The sequence below is a fragment of the Cupriavidus pauculus genome, assembly GCF_003854935.1.
Classification (GTDB): Bacteria; Pseudomonadota; Gammaproteobacteria; order Burkholderiales; family Burkholderiaceae; genus Cupriavidus; species Cupriavidus pauculus_C.
This window is the reverse complement of the sequence record NZ_CP033970.1, coordinates 1,194,109-1,216,004: the sequence shown is the minus strand read 5'-3', so window position 1 is coordinate 1,216,004 and position 21,896 is coordinate 1,194,109. Positions and strand designations below refer to the sequence as shown.

Annotated in this window: 21 protein-coding genes; 12 read left to right on the top strand and 9 right to left on the bottom strand. The window is 69.1% G+C overall.

Annotated elements, in window-relative coordinates:
• Positions 1 to 3: 3 nt before the first annotated feature.
• The 5 genes from EHF44_RS23540 to EHF44_RS23520 are packed head-to-tail and all read right to left on the bottom strand — an operon-like array spanning position 4 to position 5,578.
• Positions 4 to 630, bottom strand: coding sequence for a hypothetical protein (locus EHF44_RS23540; protein WP_124686094.1), 627 nt, complete (start codon positions 628 to 630; stop codon positions 4 to 6).
• Positions 627 to 1,430 carry an ABC transporter ATP-binding protein gene (locus EHF44_RS23535; RefSeq protein WP_124686093.1) on the bottom strand — a complete coding sequence of 268 codons (804 nt, stop codon included), beginning with the start codon at positions 1,428 to 1,430 and terminating at the stop codon, positions 627 to 629. Before EHF44_RS23535 ends, EHF44_RS23540 begins: the two co-directional genes overlap by 4 nt.
• The gene (locus EHF44_RS23530; protein ID WP_124686092.1) at positions 1,423 to 2,436 is read right to left on the bottom strand and encodes a FecCD family ABC transporter permease; all 1,014 of its coding nucleotides are present in this window, start codon (positions 2,434 to 2,436) and stop codon (positions 1,423 to 1,425) included. Before EHF44_RS23530 ends, EHF44_RS23535 begins: the two co-directional genes overlap by 8 nt.
• Positions 2,433 to 3,536, bottom strand: coding sequence for an ABC transporter substrate-binding protein (locus EHF44_RS23525; RefSeq protein ID WP_124686091.1), 1,104 nt, complete (start codon positions 3,534 to 3,536; stop codon positions 2,433 to 2,435). Before EHF44_RS23525 ends, EHF44_RS23530 begins: the two co-directional genes overlap by 4 nt.
• On the bottom strand, positions 3,536 to 5,578 hold the full coding sequence (locus EHF44_RS23520) for a TonB-dependent receptor (protein ID WP_172966168.1): 2,043 nt from the start codon (positions 5,576 to 5,578) through the stop codon (positions 3,536 to 3,538). The genes EHF44_RS23525 and EHF44_RS23520 overlap by 1 nt, the downstream gene beginning before the upstream one ends.
• A gap of 190 nt (positions 5,579 to 5,768) precedes the next feature.
• Between EHF44_RS23520 and EHF44_RS23515 the strand changes: the two genes are divergently transcribed.
• Positions 5,769 to 6,476 carry a Crp/Fnr family transcriptional regulator gene (locus EHF44_RS23515; RefSeq protein WP_172966167.1) on the top strand — a complete coding sequence of 236 codons (708 nt, stop codon included), beginning with the start codon at positions 5,769 to 5,771 and terminating at the stop codon, positions 6,474 to 6,476.
• A gap of 138 nt (positions 6,477 to 6,614) precedes the next feature.
• On the opposite strand, the gene acnB is transcribed toward EHF44_RS23515, so the two are convergent.
• Entirely contained in the window at positions 6,615 to 9,206 is a 2,592-nt protein-coding gene (gene acnB, locus EHF44_RS23510) for a bifunctional aconitate hydratase 2/2-methylisocitrate dehydratase (RefSeq protein WP_124686088.1), read from the bottom strand.
• A 498-nt stretch (positions 9,207 to 9,704) separates the two neighbouring features.
• Here acnB and fliL point away from each other — a divergent pair, with 498 nt between their 5' ends.
• The 7 genes from fliL (at position 9,705) to fliR (ending at position 14,255) form a co-directional block, all read left to right on the top strand.
• Positions 9,705 to 10,193, top strand: a complete 489-nt coding sequence (gene fliL / locus EHF44_RS23505) for a flagellar basal body-associated protein FliL (protein WP_124686087.1) — start codon at positions 9,705 to 9,707, stop codon at positions 10,191 to 10,193.
• Positions 10,194 to 10,342: 149 nt separating this feature from the next.
• Positions 10,343 to 11,353 carry a flagellar motor switch protein FliM gene (fliM, locus tag EHF44_RS23500; RefSeq protein ID WP_124686086.1) on the top strand — a complete coding sequence of 337 codons (1,011 nt, stop codon included), beginning with the start codon at positions 10,343 to 10,345 and terminating at the stop codon, positions 11,351 to 11,353.
• The gene (fliN, locus tag EHF44_RS23495; RefSeq protein WP_124686085.1) at positions 11,346 to 11,819 is read left to right on the top strand and encodes a flagellar motor switch protein FliN; all 474 of its coding nucleotides are present in this window, start codon (positions 11,346 to 11,348) and stop codon (positions 11,817 to 11,819) included. Before fliM ends, fliN begins: the two co-directional genes overlap by 8 nt.
• Complete coding sequence (gene fliO / locus EHF44_RS23490) at positions 11,816 to 12,340, top strand: flagellar biosynthetic protein FliO (RefSeq protein ID WP_253700193.1); 525 nt, start codon at positions 11,816 to 11,818, stop codon at positions 12,338 to 12,340. Before fliN ends, fliO begins: the two co-directional genes overlap by 4 nt.
• On the top strand, positions 12,337 to 13,146 hold the full coding sequence (fliP, locus tag EHF44_RS23485; protein WP_253700191.1) for a flagellar type III secretion system pore protein FliP: 810 nt from the start codon (positions 12,337 to 12,339) through the stop codon (positions 13,144 to 13,146). Before fliO ends, fliP begins: the two co-directional genes overlap by 4 nt.
• Positions 13,147 to 13,159: 13 nt before the next feature.
• A complete protein-coding gene (gene fliQ / locus EHF44_RS23480) occupies positions 13,160 to 13,429 on the top strand; it encodes a flagellar biosynthesis protein FliQ (protein ID WP_124686084.1) in 270 nt (89 codons plus the stop codon).
• A 40-nt stretch (positions 13,430 to 13,469) separates the two neighbouring features.
• Positions 13,470 to 14,255 carry a flagellar biosynthetic protein FliR gene (gene fliR, locus EHF44_RS23475; RefSeq protein WP_124686083.1) on the top strand — a complete coding sequence of 262 codons (786 nt, stop codon included), beginning with the start codon at positions 13,470 to 13,472 and terminating at the stop codon, positions 14,253 to 14,255.
• Between the two features lie 15 nt (positions 14,256 to 14,270).
• Here fliR and blaOXA read toward each other — a convergent pair whose 3' ends face one another.
• Positions 14,271 to 15,095, bottom strand: a complete 825-nt coding sequence (gene blaOXA, locus EHF44_RS23470) for an OXA-1206 family carbapenem-hydrolyzing class D beta-lactamase (RefSeq protein WP_124686082.1) — start codon at positions 15,093 to 15,095, stop codon at positions 14,271 to 14,273.
• Between the two features lie 140 nt (positions 15,096 to 15,235).
• Between blaOXA and EHF44_RS23465 the strand changes: the two genes are divergently transcribed.
• Positions 15,236 to 16,882, top strand: a complete 1,647-nt coding sequence (locus EHF44_RS23465; RefSeq protein WP_124686081.1) for a hypothetical protein — start codon at positions 15,236 to 15,238, stop codon at positions 16,880 to 16,882.
• Here EHF44_RS23465 and EHF44_RS23460 read toward each other — a convergent pair.
• Positions 16,873 to 18,501 carry a methyl-accepting chemotaxis protein gene (locus tag EHF44_RS23460; RefSeq protein WP_124686080.1) on the bottom strand — a complete coding sequence of 543 codons (1,629 nt, stop codon included), beginning with the start codon at positions 18,499 to 18,501 and terminating at the stop codon, positions 16,873 to 16,875. The two genes, EHF44_RS23465 and EHF44_RS23460, sit on opposite strands and share 10 nt — an antisense overlap.
• Before the next feature lie 384 nt (positions 18,502 to 18,885).
• On the opposite strand from EHF44_RS23460, the gene EHF44_RS23455 reads away from it, so the two are divergent.
• Complete coding sequence (locus EHF44_RS23455) at positions 18,886 to 20,088, top strand: NnrS family protein (protein WP_124686079.1); 1,203 nt, start codon at positions 18,886 to 18,888, stop codon at positions 20,086 to 20,088.
• 137 nt (positions 20,089 to 20,225) lie between these two features.
• Complete coding sequence (locus EHF44_RS23450) at positions 20,226 to 20,666, top strand: nuclear transport factor 2 family protein (RefSeq protein WP_124686078.1); 441 nt, start codon at positions 20,226 to 20,228, stop codon at positions 20,664 to 20,666.
• Positions 20,667 to 20,781: 115 nt separating this feature from the next.
• Here EHF44_RS23450 and EHF44_RS23445 read toward each other — a convergent pair whose 3' ends face one another.
• Positions 20,782 to 21,084: a zf-TFIIB domain-containing protein gene (locus EHF44_RS23445; protein WP_124686077.1), complete on the bottom strand. Its 303-nt coding sequence runs from the start codon at positions 21,082 to 21,084 to the stop codon at positions 20,782 to 20,784.
• A 190-nt stretch (positions 21,085 to 21,274) separates the two neighbouring features.
• Here EHF44_RS23445 and EHF44_RS23440 point away from each other — a divergent pair, with 190 nt between their 5' ends.
• Entirely contained in the window at positions 21,275 to 21,883 is a 609-nt protein-coding gene (locus tag EHF44_RS23440) for a biliverdin-producing heme oxygenase (RefSeq protein ID WP_172966166.1), read from the top strand.
• Positions 21,884 to 21,896: the final 13 nt, after the last annotated feature.

Genomic DNA, 21,896 nt, shown 5'->3' with positions numbered 1-21,896 from the left:
GGTTCAGTCTCCGTTGGCTGTGGCCAGTGCGGGTGCGCCGGCCTGGATCCAGTCCAGCAACTGCGGGCCGATGCGCGCCGCGCTGGTCTCGTCGTCCACGTACATCCAGCACGAATTGCCGCCGTGCATGAATACCTGCCCGCCGGCCGGGCGCTGCCAGACCCAGTCCAGCGGCGAGCCGTCCTGCCGCAGCCGGTGCAGCACCACGGCGCCCGGCGGCGCGGGGTTGGCGCCCCGGCCGTAGAAGCCGGCCACGCCGCGCCGGAAGCTCAGGTCGTCGCACGACACGCCGGCGAAGACCGGGTGGGCGTGCACCCGCTCGACGATCAGGTCGCGCACGCCCCGCCCCGCCGCCACGCGGAACGGCGCCAGTTCGTCGAAGATCGGATAGACCAGGTGGCCGTTGAAGACCAGCGTGCCGCCGGCGTCCAGATGGGTGCGCAGGACCGCGCGGTGGCGCAGCAGCGCGCGCTGGTCGACATGGGCTTCGATCAGGATGGCGCGCCGGCCCAGGAAGTCGGCATCGTGCAGATCGCGCAGCGAATGCGACGCCATGCCGCGTGCCTGAAGCAGCGCGATGAACGACGGCACCTCGTGGGCGATGGCACGGACGTGCAGGACAGAACTCATGACGATGTTGCGCAGGGTTGCGCCGGCTGTGGAGAAGACGGTTGGGAGGGGGGATGCGAGAACACCGGCACGGCCGTGCCGGCGCCGCCCAGCCCGGCCATGCGCACGCGGCGCACGGGCAGGCGATAGAGGCGGGACAGCGCGGCCTCGTCCATGACGGCGTCCGGCGGCCCGAAGGCGTGGCGGCCATCGCCGAACAGCAGCACGGCATGGCTCGCGCATTCCAGCGCGTGCTGCGGCACGTGCGTGCTGAACAGCACGGTGATGCCATCGGCGGCCAGTTCGGCCAGCAGCCGCAGCGTCAGCGCCTGGTTGTGCCAGTCCATCGCCGCACACGGCTCGTCCAGCAGCAGCAGGCTCGCCTGCGCGGCCAGCGCACGCGCCAGCACCACCAGTTGGCGTTCGCCGCCGGAGAGCGACAGGAACGTGCGGTCGGCCAGGTGCAACGCCTGCACGCGGCCCAGCGCGGCGCGCGCCGCGTCATAGTCGGCCCGGCCCGGTGCGCGCAGCAGCGAGATGCCGCCGGCGCGGCCCAGCAGCACCATTTCCAGCGCGCTGATCGGCAGGGCCGGATGCACCTCCTGCGGCACGAAGCCGATGCGGCCCGCGCGCACGACCCGCCCCGTGGCCGGCGCCAGTTGTCCGGCCAGAATCCGCAGCAGCGTCGACTTGCCGGCCCCGTTGGCGCCCAGCAGCGCGCAGCGCGCGCCACGCGGCAGCCGCAGGCCGATGTCGCGCAGCACGGTGCGGTCGCCGTAGCGGTGCCCGATGCCGTCGCAGGACAGGACGATGTCAGCCATGGGCGCTGCCTCCGAGCCTGCGGATCAGCACCGCGAACACCGGCGCGCCCAGCAACGCCGTCAGCGCGCCGAGTGGTATCTCCATCGGCGTCAGCGTGCGTGCCAGCGTATCGACGACGATCAGGTAGCCGGCGCCCGCCAGCACGGTATGCAGCAGGAAATGGCGATGGTGGCTGCCGCAGGCCATGCGCACCAGATGCGGCACCACCAGCCCCACCCAGCCCACCACGCCGCAGACGGCCACGCTGGACGCCGCGATCAGGCCGACGGCCAGCAGCGCCAGCACGCGCACGCGCACCACCGGCACGCCGAGGCTGCGCGCGTCGGCATCCCCCACGGCCAGCGCCATCAGGTGGAACCGCAGCCCGTACAGCAGCAGCAGGCTGGCGCCGATGCACGGCAGCGCCAGCGCCAGCCGCGCGTAGTCGGCCGCCGCAAGGCTGCCCATGAGCCAGAAGACGATGGCCGGCAACTGGTTCTGCGGGTCCGCCATCAGCTTGATCAGCGACACGCCGGCCGCGAACACCGCGTTGACGACGATGCCGGCCAGCACCAGCAGCACCGTGCCGGACTGGCCGCGCCGGCCCCCCGCGAGCCAGTACACCGCGAACAGCGCCAGCATGCCCCACAGCAGCGCGCCCGAGACCACGGGCCAGCCATCGCCCAGCCAGAGCAGCGCCAGCACGCCGCCGAACGCCGCGCCGGACGACACGCCCAGCAGCTGCGGCTCGGCCAGCGGGTTGCGGAACAGCGCCTGCAACGCCGCGCCGGCGCCGGCCAGCCCCGCGCCGACCAGCCCGGCCAGCAGCACGCGCGGCAGCCGCACGCCGGCCACGACGCTGGCCTGCATCGGCGCCACATCGCCCGGCCCCAGCAGCGGCGACGCCAGGATGCGCAGCACGGTGCCCGGATCCACGGTGTAGCGGCCCAGCCCGATGGCCAGCAGCGCGATGACTGGCAAGGCCGTCAGCAAGACGGGCGTGGCCAGGGTACGGGTGCGCGTCATGGCGCGGCGCCCTGGCCGAACAGTGCGCGGTAGTAGGCGCTGGCGCCGTTGGCGTCGAGCTTGAGCAGGTCGTCGGTATCGCGCGGCGTCATGCGGTAGTCGTAAAGCAGGCGGTAGGCGTCGGCAATCCGGTCGCGGATGCCGGGCTCGGCCCGTTGCGGATGAAACAGGCTGGACAGCCAGTCGAGCGTCAGCGGCGTTTCCTGGCTGGGCGGGTCCCAGCGAAAACCGCCGTGCGGATAGCTGTAGACGCGCCGCTCGCGCACCGCGGCCAGCCCGCGCAGCCGCGCATCGCCATAGAGGTCGGCCGGCACCAGGCCGGGCTCGAAGTTGTTCAGCAGCACGACCTGCGGGTCCCAGGCCAGCAGTTGCTCGACGCTGACCTGCGCGAAGCCCGGCACGCCGGCGGCCACGTTCACGCCGCCCGCCAGCCGGATATCGCCGTCCATGCTGGTGCCCTTGCCGGCCGCGCGCAGGCCCGAGCGCGCCCGTTGCAGGTACAGCACGCGCGGGCGCTCGGCGGCGGCAATCGGCGCGGTACGGGCGGCGACGTCGGCGCGGCGCGACTCGAACCATTGCGCCAGCCGCTCGCCGCGCGCCGGCTTGCCCAGGCTGGCGCCGACCAGCCGCAGCCAGCCGGCCGCCAGGCTGCTGTCGCCGTAGCGCACGGTCACCACCGGCAGGCCCAGTTCGCGGATCGGCCGCACGATGTCGTCGCCCCGGTCGCCCCACTGGATCACGACGTCGGCGCCGCTGGCGGCCAGCGCCTCCACGTTCGGCACGAAGCCCTCGCCCGCGATCTGCGCGGGGATGCGGGCCGCGTCCGGGAACAGCCGGCCGAGCAGGCCGTAATCGAAGTCGGCACGGCTGGCCGTGTGCATGGCCGCCAGCCGCTGGGCGCCGCCATCGACGGCCATCACCATCGACGCGAGCGGGATCGGGATTACCGCCACGCGCCGCACCTGCGCCGGCAGCACCACGCGGTGGCCGTTCTGGTCGACGACAGCGGGCGCATCGGCCGCTGTCGCCGCACCCATCCACGCCATCGCCGCCACCCCCGCCATACCCGCCAGCGCCATCGCACCACGCACGCCCCGCATCAGTAGACCCCCGTCAGCTTCAGCGTCACCGCGCGGCCCGGTTCCACGAGCGGGTTGCCGACCAGCGTGTTCGGGTACGACAGGTTCTCGGTCACGGTGGGATTGCGGCCCACCTTGTTGAACACGTTCTCCACGCCGGCCAGCAGCTTCCAGTCGCGCCAGCCATCGCCCAGCACGCGGCTGACGTCCATGCCGACGAACAGGTCGACCATGCCGTAGCCGGCCGTACGCCGCTCCTGCGACGGGTCGATGTCGGTCTTGGCCCGGAACGCGCGGACCACGCCCTCGGCGTGCCAGCCCGCGCCGTCGTAGCGCAGCGATGCATTGGCCGTCAGCGGCGCCACGTACGGCAGCGGCCGGCCCGTGATGTCGTTGCGGGCGTGCGTGTACGTGGCGGCCGCGCCCACGCTCCAGCGCCGGAAGATCTTCGTGCGGCCTTCCAGCTCCACGCCCCGGATCGTCGCCTTGCCGATGTTCTGGCGCTGGAACAGGTTGGCATCGATCCGCTGCAGCGCAATCAGGTCCGTGTACTTGCTTTGGTAGGCCGTCAGCCGCGCCCAGCCGTCGGTGCCGAACCAGCGCACGCCGGCCTCGGCGGTCAGGTTGGTCTCGGGCGTCAGGTGCGGCGATGGCAGCGTGGCCTGCGTGCCCGCCACGCTGGAAATCGTCAGGTTCATGCCCGACGGCGCCCGGAAGCCCCGGCTCAGGTTGCCCACCACCTGCCAGCCCGGCACGAACTCGTAGATCGCGCCCAGCCCGCCGGTCACGGCGTAGTGCCGGGGGCGGGTCGAGCCGGCGTACGCCTCGGTCAGCTTGGGCGGCTCGCCCGCGTAGGTATCGCCGATGCGGATGTCGACCATGTCGCCGCGCAGCGACCCGGACAGCGTCCATGCGTCGCCGACGTGCCAGTCGTCGTGGACGAACAGGCCCACGTTGGTCTGGTGGGCCGCGCGTTCCATCTGGCGCCAGCCGGTGCTGCCCAGCAGCGCGCCGGTGCTGTTGCTGTAGCGCTGGACCTGGTTGATGCGGCCGTCGAAGCTCTCGTTGAAGAAATCGCCGCCAAAGCTCAGCGCATGGCTGCCGAGCCGCTTGTTCACGGTCAGGTGCCCGCCCCAGACGGTGGGCGTGTAGACCTTGATGTGGTTGTAGGCCGTGAAGACCGGCGAGCGCGCGTTGCGCTGGTAGATGTCGGTGTCGAAGTCGCGCACGTAGACGCTGGCGTCGATGCTGTCGGCCAGCGCGCCGAACTTGCGGCCCTGGTAGGCCAGCCGCACGTAGCGCTCGATGATCGGGTCCTCGCGCACGCTCATCCACGGCTCGCCGGGCGCGGCGCCCAGGCCGCCGGCGCGCTCGCTGACCACCCGCTGGTAGCGCGCGGACAGCTCCCAGCGCGCGTCCGCGTGCGGCCGGTATCCGATGGCAAGGTCGGCGCCGGTCGAGTTGAAACCGCTGTTCAGCGCGTCGCCGAGGGGCGTGGAATAGTCGTCGCCATCGCGGTGGTTGACGCCGAGCATCACGTCGAAGCCGTTGCCGCCGCCCAGCACTTCCACGCGGCCGCCGACCATGTTGTTGACGCTGTTCCACTCCAGCGAGCGCAGCCTTGGCTTGAGCGTGAACGGCTGGTCGGCGTCGACCTTCGCGCGGCGGGTGACGATGTTGACCACGCCGTTCATGGCGTCGGAGCCGTACAGCGCCGACGCCGGGCCGCGGATGACCTCGATGCGCTCGATGGTGGCCGGGTCGATCATGTTGTATTCGAGCGTGCTGCGGCCCCGGTAGCGGTCGCCGTCGATGGCCATGATCGAGTGGCCCGAGTTGGTGTTGAAGCCGCGCATCACGAGCTGGCCGCCCAGCCCGCCGGTGCGGGCGAACGCGATGCCGGGCAGGTCCGCCAGCAGCCCCTGGATGCCGCCGCTGCCCACCCGCTCGCGCACCTGCTCGCCCGTGATGACGGTGACGGTGCGCGGTGTTTCCTCCACGGTGCTGGCCGAGCGCATGGCGCTGACGGTCACGCTTTCCAGTTCATGGACCTGATCGGCCACGGTTGCCGACCCCAGGCCCGGCCAGACCAATGCGACCCCAAAGGCGACGCCTGCCGGCCAGCGGCGCCGGCCCGATGTGAAATGACGAACCACGATCTATCCCCGATCAAAGATCGCCCGATTGGCGGGCGACAACTACTTGAAAATGATTATCATTTGCGAATTATTCGGGGCGTGGGTCGAAACACCAATGAGAAATGTCAAGACGGCGGCGGGCGGGGTAGCCGAGGCGCAGGCGATGCTGGCCGGCCACCCGGTGCTGCACGCGGCCGCCCAGGGCGGGCGGCTGCTGGCGCAGGCGTCGGTGCGCGAGCTGGCGCGGGGCGATTACGTGTTCAGCCAGGGCGAGCGGGCCGATTTCTGGTACCTGGTCATGCGCGGCCGCGTGGACACGCTGCGCATCGGCATCGATGGCGAGGACCGCATCATCCACCACGTGGAAGCGGGCCAGTTGCTGGGCGCCATCGTGATGTTCCTGCACCAGCCGCGCTATCCCGTGGAGGCCCGCGCGGCCGTGGACAGCACGCTATGCCAGTTCCCGCGCGCCGCGCTGCGGCAGGCGTGCCTGGACCATCCGGCGCTGGCCGTCAACATGCTGCACCTGGCCGCGCAGACGGTGACGCTGCGGATCGACGACGTGGACAGCCTGGCCAGCACCAGCGCCGCCCAGCGCCTGGCCGCCTACCTGCTGAAGCTGCGGGCGCAGGCCGGGCCAGCCATCGAACTGCCGCTCAGCCAGCGCCAGCTGGCCGCCAAGCTGGCCGTGCGGGCCGAGACGCTGAACCGGCTGCTGTCCGACTGGCAAAAGCTGGGCCACCTGGAAGGCCGGGGCCGCCACTGGCGCATTGCCGACCCGGCTTGGCTGGACGCGCTGGCGCGGGGGTTGCGCAGCGGCTAGCCGCTAGCGGCTGGCGGCTGGCGGCCACCGCGATGCCGGAGGCCGGAAACAAAAAACCCCGCAAGCGCCTGCGCGCCGCGGGGTTCATCAATCAGGCTGGTGTTCCGCCACCCATCCTCGGGCGCGGAACACCGTCGCTCAGATCGTCACCGAATCGGCAACTTCCTTGAAGTCCTCGATCTGGTCGAAGTTCATGTACTTGTAGATCTTGTCGCCATTGGCGTTGATCACGCCGATGTCGGCCATGTACTCGTCCTTGGTCGGGATACGGCCCAGGCGCGAGCAGATGGCGGCCAGTTCGGCCGAACCCAGGTACACGTTCGTGTTCTTGCCCAGACGGTTCGGGAAGTTACGCGTCGACGTGGACATGACCGTGGCGCCTTCGCGCACCTGTGCCTGGTTACCCATGCACAGCGAGCAGCCCGGCATTTCGGTACGGGCGCCGGCCGTGCCGAACACGCCGTAGTGGCCTTCCTCGGTCAGCTGCTTCTGGTCCATCTTGGTCGGCGGGGCGACCCACAGCTTCACGGGGATGTCGCGCTTGCCTTCCAGCAGCTTCGACGCGGCACGGAAATGGCCGATGTTCGTCATGCACGAACCGATGAACACTTCGTCGATCTTGGCGCCGGCCACGTCGGACAGCGTTTTCACGTCGTCCGGGTCGTTCGGGCAGGCCACGATCGGCTCGTGCACGTCGGCCAGGTCGATCTCGATCACGGCGGCGTACTCGGCGTCGGTGTCCGGCTCCAGCAGCTTCGGATCGGCCAGCCATGCCTCCATCGCCTTGATGCGGCGCTGCAGGCTGCGCGGGTCCTGGTAGCCCTCGGCGATCATCCACTTCAGCAGCGTGATGTTGCTGTTGATGTACTCGATGATCGGTTCCTTGTTCAGGCGCACCGTGCAACCGGCGGCCGAGCGCTCGGCCGAGGCGTCCGACAGCTCGAAAGCCTGTTCCACCTTCAGTTCCGGCAGGCCCTCGATCTCCAGGATGCGGCCCGAGAAGATGTTCTTCTTGCCCTGCTTGGCCACGGTCAGCAGGCCCTGCTTGATCGCGTACAGCGGGATGGCGTTGACCAGGTCGCGCAGCGTCACGCCCGGCTGCATCTTGCCCTTGAAGCGGACCAGCACCGATTCCGGCATGTCCAGCGGCATCACACCGGTGGCGGCGGCAAAGGCCACCAGGCCCGAGCCGGCCGGGAAGCTGATGCCGATCGGGAAGCGGGTGTGCGAATCGCCGCCGGTGCCGACGGTGTCGGGCAGCAGCATGCGGTTCAGCCACGAGTGGATCACGCCGTCACCGGGGCGCAGCGAGATGCCGCCACGGGTGCTGATGAACTGCGGCAGCGTGTGGTGCGTCTTGACGTCCACCGGCTTCGGGTAGGCGGCCGTGTGGCAGAACGACTGCATCACCAGATCGGCCGAGAAGCCCAAGCAGGCCAGGTCCTTCAGCTCGTCGCGCGTCATCGGGCCGGTGGTGTCCTGCGAGCCCACCGAGGTCATCTTCGGTTCGCAGTACGTGCCCGGGCGGATGCCCTGGCCTTCGGCCAGGCCGCACGCGCGGCCCACCATCTTCTGGGCCAGCGTGAAGCCGCGGCCGGTATCGGCCGGGTTCTGCGGCAGGCGGAACAGGTCCGACGGGGCCAGGCCCAGCGCCTCGCGGGCCTTGGCGGTCAGGCCACGGCCGATGATCAGCGGAATGCGGCCGCCGGCGCGCACTTCGTCGAACAGCACGTCGGACTTGACCTTGAACTCGGCGATCACGGCGCCGTTCTTGAGCGCCTTGCCTTCGTACGGGCGCAGTTCCACGACGTCGCCCATTTCCATCTGCGACACGTCCAGCTCGATCGGCAGCGCGCCGGCGTCTTCCATCGTGTTGTAGAAGATCGGGGCGATCTTGCTGCCCAGGCACACGCCGCCAAAGCGCTTGTTCGGCACGAACGGAATGTCTTCACCCGTGAACCACAGCACCGAGTTGGTGGCCGACTTGCGGCTGGAACCGGTACCCACCACGTCGCCCACGTAGGCCACCAGGTGGCCCTTTTCCTTGAGCGATTCGATGAACTTCACCGGGCCGCGCTTGCCGTCTTCCTCGGGCTGGAACGCGGCGCCTTCGCGCTTGTTCTTCAGCATGGCCAGCGCGTGCATCGGGATGTCCGGGCGCGTGGTGGCGTCCGGGGCCGGCGACAGGTCGTCGGTGTTGGTCTCGCCCGGCACCTTGAACACGGTGATCGTCAGCGATTCCGGCAGCGCGGGGCGGCTCGTGAACCACTCGGCGTCGGCCCAGCTCTGCAGCACGGCCTTGGCGTTGGCGTTGCCCTTGTCGGCCTTTTCCTTCACGTCGTGGAAGGCGTCGAACATCAGCAGGGTCTTCTTGAGCGCGTTGGCGGCCACGGTGCCCACCTCGGCGTCATCGAGCAGCTCGATCAGCGGCGAGATGTTGTAGCCGCCCAGCATCGTGCCGAGCAGCTCGGTGGCACGGGCGCGCGAGATCAGCGGGGTCTTTTCCGAACCAAGCGCCACGGCGGCCAGGTACGACGCCTTGACCTTCGCGGCGTCGTCCACGCCGGCCGGCACGCGGTAGGTGATCAGGTCCACCAGGGCCTGCTCCTCGCCCGCCGGCGGGTTCTTGATCAGTTCGATCAGCTCGGCGGTCTGCTTGGCAGTCAGCGGCAGAGGGGGAATGCCAAGCGCGGCGCGTTCGGCAACATGGGCGCGATAGGTATCAAGCATGGGAACCTGCTGTTAATAGGGTTGTAACGGGTACGGCCTTGTCTCTTGTGGGCTGGCGACCCCTGGGGGCCGTCGCTGCCGCGTGATTGTAATCCTAAGTCTGGCCGAGATCAAATGTCTTATATCTTATATAAGAGTTAAACGGCGTGAACGACGGCAGGACAACGGCTGGCGGGTGAAGGACTGTTGCGGATTTGCAGATGGGCACGCATCGCGGGCGATCTCCCGAGCGGACGCCCGAGATGGCCTGCATCTCGGCGTAAGAGTCTTTTAGGCCACATTTCGACGCCAAAGCCTACGGAACCGCCACGCGCGTCTTAAGTTCGGCTGCCGGTATTCGTTAACCAGCATGCAGGCGCAAATGGCGCGCCGACGCGCCCCTGCGCCCGATGCCCGTTCAGCTCAAACGGCCAAGCTGAGCGGGTTTCCCCCTTTTTATCGGCCCTTTGCTTGCCTGCGATTCGGGAAGAATGGCAGGCATTCCGACACAGGCATCTCATGGCGAACACGCTTTCCCCCTCCCAGACTGGCGGCACTTCGAGCAAGCGCGGCCGACTGCTGCTGATTGGCGGCGGCGTGCTGGTGGTGGTGCTGGCCGCTGGCGGCTTTTTCCTGGGCAGCATTCTCAGCAGCAATCATCAACCGGCTGCGCCGGCTGCCCCGGTGGTGCCGCCGCCGATCTTCGTGCCGCTCGATGCGTTCACCGTCAACCTCAAGAGCGAGGACGGCGACCGCTTCCTGCACACCGGCCTTTCGCTGAAGGTGGCGGACGCCGACACGCAGGGTCGTCTGGCGCAGTACCAGCCGGAAGCACGCAGCCGCATCCTGCTGCTGCTCTCGGCACGCCAGCCAGGCGATCTGGCCACGGTGGAAGGCAAGCGCAAGCTGGCCCAGGACATCCAGGCGGCGATCAGCCAGCCGTTTGCCCCCGGCCTGCCGCCCCAGAAGATCCTGGATGTCTTGTTTACATCGTTCGTGGTGCAGTAAGCCGTACCCTGCCGCCGCGAACCCCGAGCCAAACCGATAGCCATGAAACTGCCCGCCGACCTTCCTTCCTGCCGCCGCGTCATGCGCGACGCCTGAAGCCGGACATGGACCGTTTCATCCTTACAGCCGTTCACGGGGCAGGACACTAGATGGCCTACGACAAGTTCCTCTCGCAGGACGAGGTAGACGAACTACTCAAGGGCGTATCGGGCGAAACCGATACGCCGGCGGCGAGCGCGCCAGTCGTCGAAGAAGGCGGCGTGCGCCCGTACAACCTGGCCAACCAGGAGCGCGTGGTTCGCGGCCGCCTGCATACGCTCGAAATCATCAACGAGCGATTTGCCCGGGCACTGCGCACCGCGCTGTTCAACTTCATCCGCCGCGGCGCCGACATCTCGGTGGGCTCGGTCAGGATCGAGAAGTACGGCGACTTCGTGCGCAACCTGCCGGTGCCGACCAACCTGAACCTGGTCCACATGAAGCCGCTGCGGGGCACCGCGCTGTTCGTGTACGACCCGAACCTCGTGTTCCTGGTGGTCGACAACCTGTTTGGCGGCGACGGCCGCTTCCACACCCGTGTGGAAGGCCGCGACTTCACCCAGACCGAGCAGCGCATCATCCGCCGCATGCTGGACCTGACGCTGAACAGCTACAGCCAGGCATGGGGCACGGTGCATCCCATCGAGTTCGACTACGTCCGCTCGGAGATGCACACCAAGTTTGCCAACGTGGCCGGCCCGAACGACGCCGTGGTCACCACCGCGTTCCATATCGAACTGGGCGCGGTTGGCGGGCAGTTGCACATCTGTATCCCCTTCTCGATGATCGAGCCGCTGCGTGATCTGCTGATGAATCCGCTGCAGGACGAGGTCGAGGTGGACAAACGCTGGCTCGGCCAGCTTTCCAACCAGCTACGTGCCGCCGAAGTGGAACTGGTGGCCGAATTCGCACACCTGCGCAGCACCGTGGCCGAGGTTCTGGCCATGCGCGAGGGCGACGTGCTGCCGATCGAGCTGCCGGAGAAGATCTTCGGCAAGGTCGACGGCGTACCCGTCATGCAGTGCGGCTTCGGCACGATGAACGGCCAGTACGCACTGCGCGTGGAACGAATGATCAATTACCAAGACAGCGATTCCAACAAGGAAACCGATCATGACTGACGGCACTCAGGACAAGCCGGTCGATCCGATGGACGACTGGGCCAGCGCCCTGGCTGAGCAGACCAGCGCCGAACAGGCGGCACCTGCGGCCGACGCCACCGCCACGGCAGCGCCGGTGGCTCCCGCTTCGGCCATGGCCACGGCCACGCCGGCGGCTTCCACGGTGTTCCCGCCCCTGGCGCAGGACGCACCGAGCGGCTTCCACAACGATATCGGGATGATCCTCGATATCCCCGTGCAGCTGACCGTCGAACTGGGCCGCACAAAGGTACCCATCAAGAACCTGCTGCAACTGGCGCAGGGCTCGGTGGTGGAACTGGACGGCCTGGCCGGCGAACCGATGGACGTGCTCGTGAACGGCTACCTGATCGCCCAGGGCGAGGTGGTAGTGGTGAACGACAAGTTCGGCATTCGCCTGACGGACATCATCACGCCGTCCGAACGCATCCGGAAGCTCAACAAATGACAGCCGCCCCGCGCCGGCTTGCAGCTGCCGCGCGCATGATCCTCGGCACGGCCGCCAGCGGCCTTGCCGCCGCCGGTGCGCAGGCCGCCGACGTCGTGCCCGGCACGGCCCATGCCGCCAGCGGTGCCGCCGCCAGCCCCGCCATCGCGGGCAACGCGCCGGCCATCAGCAGCGGCGCCAGCCTGGCGCAGGCCGGCCTGGGGCTGTTTGCCGTCATCGCGCTGATCCTGGGCATGGCCTGGCTGGCGCGCCGCGTGGGCCTGGTGCGCCACGGCACCGGCAATGCATCGATCAAGGTCGTCAACAGCCTGGCGCTGAGCACGCGCCAGAAGGTGGTGACCGTGGAAGTGGGCGATACCTGGCTGGTGCTCGGTGTCTCGCCCAACGAAATCCGCCCGCTCCATACGCTGCCGGCCCAGCCGGACACCAGCGCGCCCGCCGGTTCGACCCCCATGCCGCCGATGCAAGGCAGCTTTGGCGAACGGCTGATGCGCGCCATGCAGGAAAACCTCAAGAAATGAACACGCCGCGTGCCGCCGCTGTCCAGCGGCTACCCGTGAAGCCCTTCGTGCGTCCGCCGCACGTGGCGGGCGCCCTGCTGGCGCTGCTGCCGCTGGCGCTCTGCCTCGTGCCGGACGCCGCGCTGGCGCAGTCGCTGCCGGGCGTGACGAGCAAGCCGGCCGCTGGCGGCGGCCAGATCTGGTCGCTGTCGATCCAGACGCTGGTGCTGCTCACGTCGCTGTCGTTCCTGCCGGCCGCCATGCTGATGATGACCGGCTTCACGCGCATCATCATCGTGCTGGGCCTGCTGCGCAACGCGCTGGGCACGGCCTCGTCGCCGCCCAACCAGGTGCTGGTGGGCCTGTCGCTGTTCCTCACGTTCTTCGTGATGTCGCCGGTCTTCGACAAGGTCTACACCGACGCCTACAAGCCGCTGTCCGAAAACCGCATCAGCCTGGAGACGGCCGCCCAGCGCGCCGCCGTGCCGGTGCGCGCGTTCATGCTGCGCCAGACGCGCGAGAAGGACCTGGCGCTGTTCGCGCAGATGGCCAAGACGCCCGAGATGCAGAGCCCGGACGACGTGCCATTCGCGGTGCTGGTGCCGGCCTTTGTCACCAGCGAGCTGAAGACCGCGTTCCAGATCGGCTTCACGATCTTCATTCCGTTCCTGATCATCGACCTCGTCGTCGCCAGCGTGCTGATGGCCATGGGGATGATGATGGTGCCACCCGCCACCATTTCGCTGCCGTTCAAGCTGATGCTGTTCGTGCTGGTCGATGGCTGGCAACTGCTGCTGGGGTCCCTGGCGCAGAGCTTCATGAATTGACGCGGAGCCCGAGATGACGCCCGAGATGGTCATGACGATCGCCACGCAGGCGATGAAGATGACGCTGATGCTGTCTGCCCCGCTGCTGTTGGTGGCGCTGGCCGCCGGCCTGGTGGTGAGCCTGTTCCAGGCCGCCACCCAGATCAACGAGATGACGCTGACGTTCATCCCCAAGCTGGTGGCACTGTTCGTGACGATGGTGCTGGTCGGCCCGTGGATGCTCAACACGTTCGTCGACTACATGCGCGAAGTCTTCCAGGGCATCCCCGCCCTGGCGCACTGACGCGCCCGCTCCCCCAGTCTATCCGCAGGAAACCGGCGCCGTGCTAGAGGTCACCACCGACCAGCTCTACGGGTGGATCGCCGCCTTCCTGTGGCCGATGTTCCGGCTGCTGGCGCTGATCGCCACCGCGCCCGTCTTCAGCGAGTCGACCATTCCGCGCCGCGCCAAGGTGCTGCTGGCGGCGGCGCTGTCCACGGTGGTCTCGCCCACCATCGGCGCCATCCCGGCCGCGCCGGTCTATTCGTACGAGGGCCTGCTGATCATCCTGAACGAGGTTGGCATCGGCGTGGCCATGGGCTTCACCATGCGGCTGATGTTTGCCGCGGTACAGATGGCCGGCGAAATCATCGGCCTGCAGATGGGCCTGTCGTTCGCCGCGTTCTACGACCGCTCGTCCGGCGGGCAGACCATGGTGCTGTCGCGCTTCCTGAACATCGTCGCCACGCTGATGTTCCTGTCGCTGGACGGCCACCTGATGATGCTGGCCGCGCTGGTCGACAGCTTCCAGGGCGTGCCGATTGCCGCCGTGCCGCTGTCCGGCCACGGCTGGGGCATGGTGGCGCGCGCCGGCGGCACGGTCTTTGCCTCGGGCATGCTGCTGTCGCTGCCGATGATTGCCGCGCTGCTGACGCTGAACCTGGCGATGGGTATCCTGAACCGCGCGTCGCCGCAGTTGTCGATCTTCGCGGTCGGCTTTCCGGTGACGCTGCTGGGCGGCATGCTGGTGCTGGCGCTGTGCATGCCGCAGATGGGCGTCTACATGCAGCATCTGGTCGATACCGGGCTGCAGACCGCCGCCTCGGTCATCGACCAGCTCGCCCCGTAGCGGCGGCCCGCCGGCTTACGGCAGCGCGCCCACCTGGCGCAGCACCGCGCGGGCGATTTCCTGGCGCCTGGCGCCAACTTCCGGCTGTGGCATGTCCAGGTTCATCGCGAACACGTAGGTATCGTCGCCGCGCGTCACCCAGCCCACCCACCAGCCCACATCCATCTTGCCCGACGTGGCCCAGCCGGTCTTGGCGCGCAGCGTGTACGCCGGCGTGCGCTCGATCGTCAGGATATCGTCCAGCGCCTCGAAGCTGCGCTCGGAGATCAGCGGCACCTTGTGAGCCGCCGCGGCGCGCAGGAAGTCGATCTGCTGGTAGGTGGTGACCTGCAGGCGGCCGTTGAGCCAGAAGCGGTCCACCGGGCCGCCCACGTCGGCGTTGCCGAAGTGCGCGGCGCCCAGGTACTTGCGGTACTGCGCCGTGCCCACGCGGCGCGCCAGCGCCTGGTACGCCGGCACGCACGAGTTCTTCAGCGCCACGCGCAGCGCCACCTCGCCGTTGCAGACGGGCGGCAGGATCGGCTTGCCGTGGTGCATCCAGACCTTGCCGTCCCACGGCAGCTTGTCGTGGTCCACGTCGGCCACGGCGCCGGTTTCCAGCCCGATCAGCGAATTGAAGATCTTGAACGTCGACGCCGGCGAGTACGGCGTGGCCGCGCGGCGCGGGTTGTAGGTCATCGTGCGCTGCTGGCGCACGTCGTAGACGACCATCGTGCCGTCCACGCCGGCGGCGTCGAACAGCGATCTGGCGTCGAGCGGGGTCTCGGCCGCCTGCACGGCCGTGGCGGCACAGGCCGCGATCAGGGGCATCAGGAGCCAGCGGAGGAGTCGGTTTGGCATATCTGCACGCTATGGTTCTTGGTTGTGGGTGTCGTCCATGTCGACGGTTGGCAATCCAGGCCCGGATCGTGGTGCGGAGCATAGGTGGCGGCGCGCGGAACGCCAACCGGCGCCGCTGTAACACGCGTAACATGGCGGCCATGCCAGCCACCACCGTGATCCCGATCGACCTGTCGCCGCCCTACCGCGTGGGCGGGCACGCGGCGCGCTACCAGTCCGTCTGGCTGCTGGCGCGCATCTGGCTGGCCGTGTCGCGCGACCAGGAAGACCTGGGCGCGACGGCCGTGCGCACGCGCTTTGCGGACGCGGCCAACGTGCGGATGATCGTCTCTCGCGCGTTCGCCGATTTCGCGCGCTGGGGCGTGCCGGTTGGCTGGGGCCACGACAAGGCCGTGGGCGCGTCCGCGCTGCGCGCGGAAGGCCGCAGCCGGGGGCCGTTCTGGATGACAGCGGCCACGGCCCGCCGGCTGCGCTTCGTCGCGCACGGCAAGGCCCTGGGCACGGCCGGCGTGGCGCGCTGGCTGGGCCAGGCGCCCGACGGCGGCGACGCGGCGCCCGCACCGGCCAGCCAGGGGTTGCAGTACGTGATGCGGGACATGGCGTTCTGGCGGCACCTGACGCAGGCCATGCGGGGCGCGCAGGACGGCTTTGCGGGCGAGATCGACCATGGCGTGGCCGAGTCGTTTCGCGCGGCGCAGCGTTCGGCGGCCGACGACTTCCAGCAGGCGCTGTCACTGCTCAAGGAAAGCCTGGCCTGGCGCCGCAGCGACCGCCTGGACAAGAGCCGCGCCGCGCTGCGCCGCTTCGAGCGCATCGTGGTGGCCGGCGGCGTCAATGCCGCGCTGCCGACCTTTGCGGCCATGGCCCACGTGGTGCGGGCCTGGGAACACTATGCGCGCGGCGATCTGGACGCGGCGCAGCGCGAGCTGGGCCGCCTGTCCGCCGATGCCGAACTGCGGCCCGTGGTGCGCTACAACCCGCGCATCCGCTTCGAGACGCTGAACCTGGAGGCGCTGGTCTGCAAGAGCGTCGCGCTGCGGCCGGACGCGCCGCGCGGCCCGTCGTCACGCCACGACGCCGCGCGCCAGGCGCTGGACGCGTTCTCGGGCGCGCTGCAGGCCGCCTACGAGGCCGATTCGGTCGACGCCGTGCAGCACGCGGCCGCCAACATCGGCTGGTCGCTGTGGCTGTTCTGGCAATACGGCCTGGTCGACGGCGAGCGGACGATGGCGGCCGGCGACGTGCAGCGGCAGTCGATGCGCTGGCTGGGGCTGTCGGAATGGATCTGCGACCGCTTTGGCGTGGGAGGCGGTTCGGCGTGGAACACGATCTTCCTGCTGCGCGTGGCGCGCGGGCATGCCGGGGCCGGCGCCCATGAGGATGCCGCGCCAATGTCGGCATCGCTGGCGGCCTTCCGCGCCCAGCAGCCGCTGACCGTGGCCGCCGCCGTGGACGCGCTGCGCCCCTTCCATGCGCCGTTCGCGCCGGCCAAGGGCTTTGTGCGGTGGTCGTCGGTGGCCGCGTTCGCGCTGGAAGAGCACGACAACGGCCACGTCCGCTACAACGCGCTGCAACTGGCCAACCTGCTGCTGGAATCGGCGTGGTACCTCGTGCACGAGCAGGGGGCGTCCGCACAGGCGTATGCCGCCATGGAGCGGCTGGCCGTGCAGCTTGGCACGCTGCGGGCGGCCGAGCGCGGCTTCTTCCACACCGCGATCCGGGCGTTTCCGCCCGAACTGCGCGCGGCCGCCGCCGAGGCCACGCGCGCGCGGCGCGGTCAGCCGTAGGCCACCTCGCCCGCCACAACGGGCCGCCGGCCCGGCAACGCGCGGCGCGCCGCCTTGTCGTGGCCCGGCAGCTTGAAGAACGCCACGGCATCGGTCAGCAGCCTGCCCTGCTCTTCGAGCGACTTCGACGCGGTGGCCGCCTCATGCACCAGCGACGCGTTCTGCTGCGTCACCTGGTCGATCTGCACGATGGCCTGGTTCACCTGCTCAATGCCGCGATTCTGCTCGGCGGAGGCCGCCGCGATCTCGCCGACGATATGGGTCACGCGCTCCACCGCTTCGGTCACCGCCGACATGGTCTGCCCGGCCTCACTGGCCAGCGCGGAGCCGGCCTGCACCTGCGCCACGGAGGCATCGATCAGCTCCTTGATCTCCTTGGCCGCGTTCGACGAGCGCTGCGCCAGGCTACGCACTTCGCTGGCCACCACGGCAAACCCGCGGCCCTGCTCGCCGGCCCGGGCGGCCTCGACCGCCGCGTTCAGCGCCAGGATGTTGGTCTGGAACGCGATGCTTTCGATGATGCCGGTGATCTCGGCAATCTTGCTGGAACTGGCACTGATGCCTTCCATGGTGTCCACCACGCGGCCCACCGTGCCGCTGCCCTGCTGCGCCACGTCGGCGGCGCTGCGCGCCAGTTCGCTGGCCTGCCGGGCGTTCTCGGTGTTGTGGCGCACCGTGGCGGTCAGTTGCTCCATGCTGGCGGCGGTTTCCTCCAGCGACGCGGCCTGCTGCTCGGTACGGCTGGACAGGTCCATGTTGCCGCTGGCAATCTCGCCCGTGGCCACCGCGATATTGCCGCTGCTCTCGCGCACGCTGGCCACGGTCTCGGCCAGCCGGTCGTTCATGTCGCGCAGCGCGGCCAGCAGGCGGCCCGGCTCGTCCTGCGAATCCACCTCGATATGCATGCCCACCTCGCCGCGCGCCACGGTGCGCGCCACGTCCACGGCGCGCTGGATCGGCCCCGTGATCGCGCGCGTCAGCACCAGCCCGCCGACGATGCCGAACACCACGGCGGCAATCGCCACGACGATCAGGAACAGGCGCTGCCGCCCGTACTCTTCCTCCAACTGCTTGACCATGTCGGTCTGGCGCTCGCGCGTGAACTGCGCGTAGTCGCGCGTGGCCTTGACCAGCGCGGCCAGCAGCGGCCGGCACTCGGCGTTCATCTTGGCGATGGCGGCGTCCCGCTTGCCGTCGAGCGCCAGCCCGACGATGTCGGTGGCCACCGGGCCGTACTTCGATTCGATGCGGTCGACTTCGGCCACGAGCTGGCGGGCGGCGTCGCTGACGCCTTCGGCCATGACCATCTGCTTGAGCCGGGCCAGCCGCTCCTGGACGTCGGCATGGGCCTTGAGGACCTCGGCTTTCTCCAGGTCCAGGTCGGACTGCGCGCTGACCAGCACAAGGTTGCGCGCCGCAATGGCGCGGCGATCCACGGCCGTGCGCACCAGCGACGCCGCCTCGGCGCGCGCGTTCAGGCCGTTGATGTAGGCCGAAAAGCCGTCGGTGGAGCGGCTCAGGGCCCGCAACGACAGCCCCGACACCACCAGCACGATCAGCGCCAGCGTGCCAAACCCCGCAAGGAGCTTGGTCTTGATGGACAAGTCTTTGAATTTCACGGTTTCCCCTCTGTATTCCCGATGAATGGCCCAAGGCTGGACCGAATGACGATTGCGCCACGCGGCAACTGGCCGTGGCGCGGCATCGCTGAGAAAGCCCGTTCGATTGGCTTGGCGCGGCGTCGTGGCACCGGCTCTGAATGTCTGCTTTGTCTTGGGTATCGGCAGCCTGGCCCGCGATTCACCCCTACGCGAGGAGGGGATGTGCGGCATACCGCGTCAGTGTTTTCCCGAAGGCAGCCGGTTGCATCAACAAGATGGCGATAGCCGAACCATTAAATTGCATTTGTTTTGCATCTTTTCTAGAATCGATTCCGTCACACCGGCGTGCCGCTCCCGGCGCGCCGCCTGCCACGTTCTTGCGCGCCCGTTGGCGCTCTCACCATGTCCGTCCTGCTGCAGATCTCCCCGCCCTCGCGCCAATCGGCCTATCGCGGCCTGCCCGTCCTGGCACTCGGTTTCCGTCCGTTCTACCTGCTGGCTGCGCTGTTTGGCGCGCTGTCCATTGCCGCGTGGGTGGCGATGTATGCGGGCCTGTGGATACCGGCGGCCCCGCCGTGGCTGGGCGGCATGCTCTGGCACGCCCACGAGATGGTCTTCGGCTTCTCCGCCGCGGTCGTGGTGGGCTTTCTGTTCACGGCGGGCAAGAACTGGACGGGGCTGCAGACGCCGCAGGGCGCGTGGCTGGGCGCGCTGGCTGGCGTCTGGCTGCTGGCCCGCGTGCTGATGTGGACCGGGCCGGCGTGGGCCGCCATCGCAGCCGACGTCGCATTCCTGCCGCTCTGCAGCCTGAGCTTCTACGCGATCCTGCGGCGCGCAAAGAGCCAGCGCAACTACGGGCTGGCCATCGCGCTGGGCCTGATGGGCGCGCTGAACATCGGCTTCCACGCCGCCGCCCTGGCCGGGCGGCTGGACTGGTCGCTCTACACGTCAGAAGCGGCGACGGGGCTGGTGACGGTCTTCGTCACCGTGATCGGCGGCCGGGTCATTCCGATGTTCACGGCCAACGCGGTGCCGGGCGTACGCATTCGCCGCTGGGCAACCGTGGAGCGCGGCGTCATCCCGCTGACCCTGCTGGCCACCCTGGCGGCGGCCTCTCCGGCGCCGGGCTGGCTGGTGGCGGTGCTGGCGCTCGGCGCGGCTGTCGCGCAGGGCGTGCGGCTGTACGGCTGGGATTCGATGCGCACGCTGCGCAAGCCTATCGTCGCCATCCTGCACGTGGCCTACGCGTTCCTGCCGGTCGGCTTCCTGCTGATCGCGGCGGCGGCAGCCGGCTGGATCGACCGCTCCACCGCGCTGCACGCGCTGACCGTGGGGGTAATCGGCTGCGCCATCATCGCGATGATCACGCGCACGGCGCTGGGCCATACCGGACGGCCGCTTCAAACGGGCACCATGGAGCACCTGGCCTACCTACTGATGATCCTGGCCGCCGTCATCCGCGTGGCCGGCCCGCTCGCACTGCCGGCGCTCAAGCTGCAGGCCGTCACGCTGGCCGGGGCCTGCTGGGCGACGTCGCTGATCCTCTACGCCATCAAGTACGCGCCGTTCCTGACCCGCCCGCGCCTGGACGGCAAGGAAGGCTGACCGCTGTCTCCCCGACGCAACCCGAGGTTGCGTCTCTACCCCCTTGTGATACGATGACCTACAACCGTCGCGCGATTTCGTCCGCGACGGTTTTCCACATCGACACCCCAGGCAGTTCAGAACAATCGGGAGACATCATGCGTAAATTCACCGCGGCCATCGGCGCCGCCCTCGTGCTTGGCATCGCCGCCGCACCCGCGCTGGCCCAATCGACCGACACCCAGGCCGTCACGTCCGCCGCCGAGAAGCTGCGCGTGGCGATGGTCGATCCGGACCAGGCGACGCTGTCCCAGCTGGTGGCGGAATCGCTGAGCTACGGCCATTCCGGCGGCCGCATCGACACCAAGTCGAGCTTTATCGGCGACCTGCTCGACAAGAAGTCGGACTTCGTCAGCATCAACATCACGGACCAGACCGTGAACGTGTCGGGCGACGTGGCCGTGATCCGCCACACGCTGGCCGGCGAGACGCTGGACAGCGGCAAGTCCGGCACCGTGCAGCTGAAGGTATTGCAGGTCTGGCAAAAGCAGGGCGGCAACTGGAAGCTGATCGCCCGGCAGGCCGTCAAGGCCGCCTGATACGGACGGGCCCTGCCTGTCTGAAAGACCAGACATTGATAGGATGTCTGACGTCTTGACCCAATAAGAAAGGGGCGCTGCCGGGTGAAGGCAGCGCCCCTTTGTCTTGGGCACGTCAGTCGAAGATATCGTATAGCCAGGATTTCTTGCGCTTGTCGTAGTGCTTGTCGTAGCCCCGGTCGTGCCCCCGGTCATAGCCATGATGGTCGCGCCGGCCGCGGTCGTCGGACTGGTACGGGCGCTGTTCACGCTGCCCCGCCGGCTGGGGCGCCGCTTCGACCTGCGTGGAACGCTCCAGGATCTTGTCGAGCTCCCCGCGGTCCAGCCAGACGCCGCGGCACTGCGGGCAGTAGTCGATTTCCACGCCCTGCCGCTCGGCCATCACGAGCGTTGCGTCGGGACAAGTCGGACACTTCATTTCAGACTCCTTCCAAACGGTTGCGCCATCGGGCGCGATGGGACGATTCTATCGGCGGCGGCCCGCCGGCCCCCTTGCATGACACGATTGTCATGCGGGCGTCATCGCGGGCCCCCACCCGGCCGGTCGCGGCGTCATTCGGGTACCATGTGTGCTTGCCGTCTCGCTGCCCCCAAGGACCATCCATCGCGTGACTGAACTCTCGCCCCCATCCACCGACGTACTGGCGTCCCTGCGCGCGGCCACCGCCGAACGGCACGCCACGCTTGACCGTTCGATGCCGCTGTCCCATGCCGCGCCGTCGCTGGCCGACTACCGCGATCACCTGCTGATCCTGCGCGCTTGGCTGGCCCCGCTGGAGCGCTGGCTGGCCAGCTTTGGCGACGGGCCGCAGGACCCGGCCCTGCTGGCGCCGATCACCCGGATGCCCGAACTCAACGCGGATCTTTCGCACCCGGCCACGCCGGCCGGCGGCATGCCGGTGCGCGACTTCGACGTGACTCCGCTGCGCCGCGAACCGGCCTTCCGCTGGGGCGTCTGCTACGTGATCGAAGGCTCGCAACTGGGCGGCGCGGTGCTGTACCGGCAACTGGCCGGGCGGCTGGCGCCGCATCCGCTGCACTATCTGGGCGCTGGACAGTCGCCGGGCCCGCGCTGGCAGCAGTTCCTGCACGCGTTGCGCGCCAGCGTGCGCGAGCCGGCGGATATCGCGCTGGCCTGCGCCGGCGCCCAAGCGGCGTTCGATGCGCTGCTGGACCGCGTCCCCGCTATCGCGCCTGCCGCGCCGGGCACACTTTGAACGGGCTCAGCGT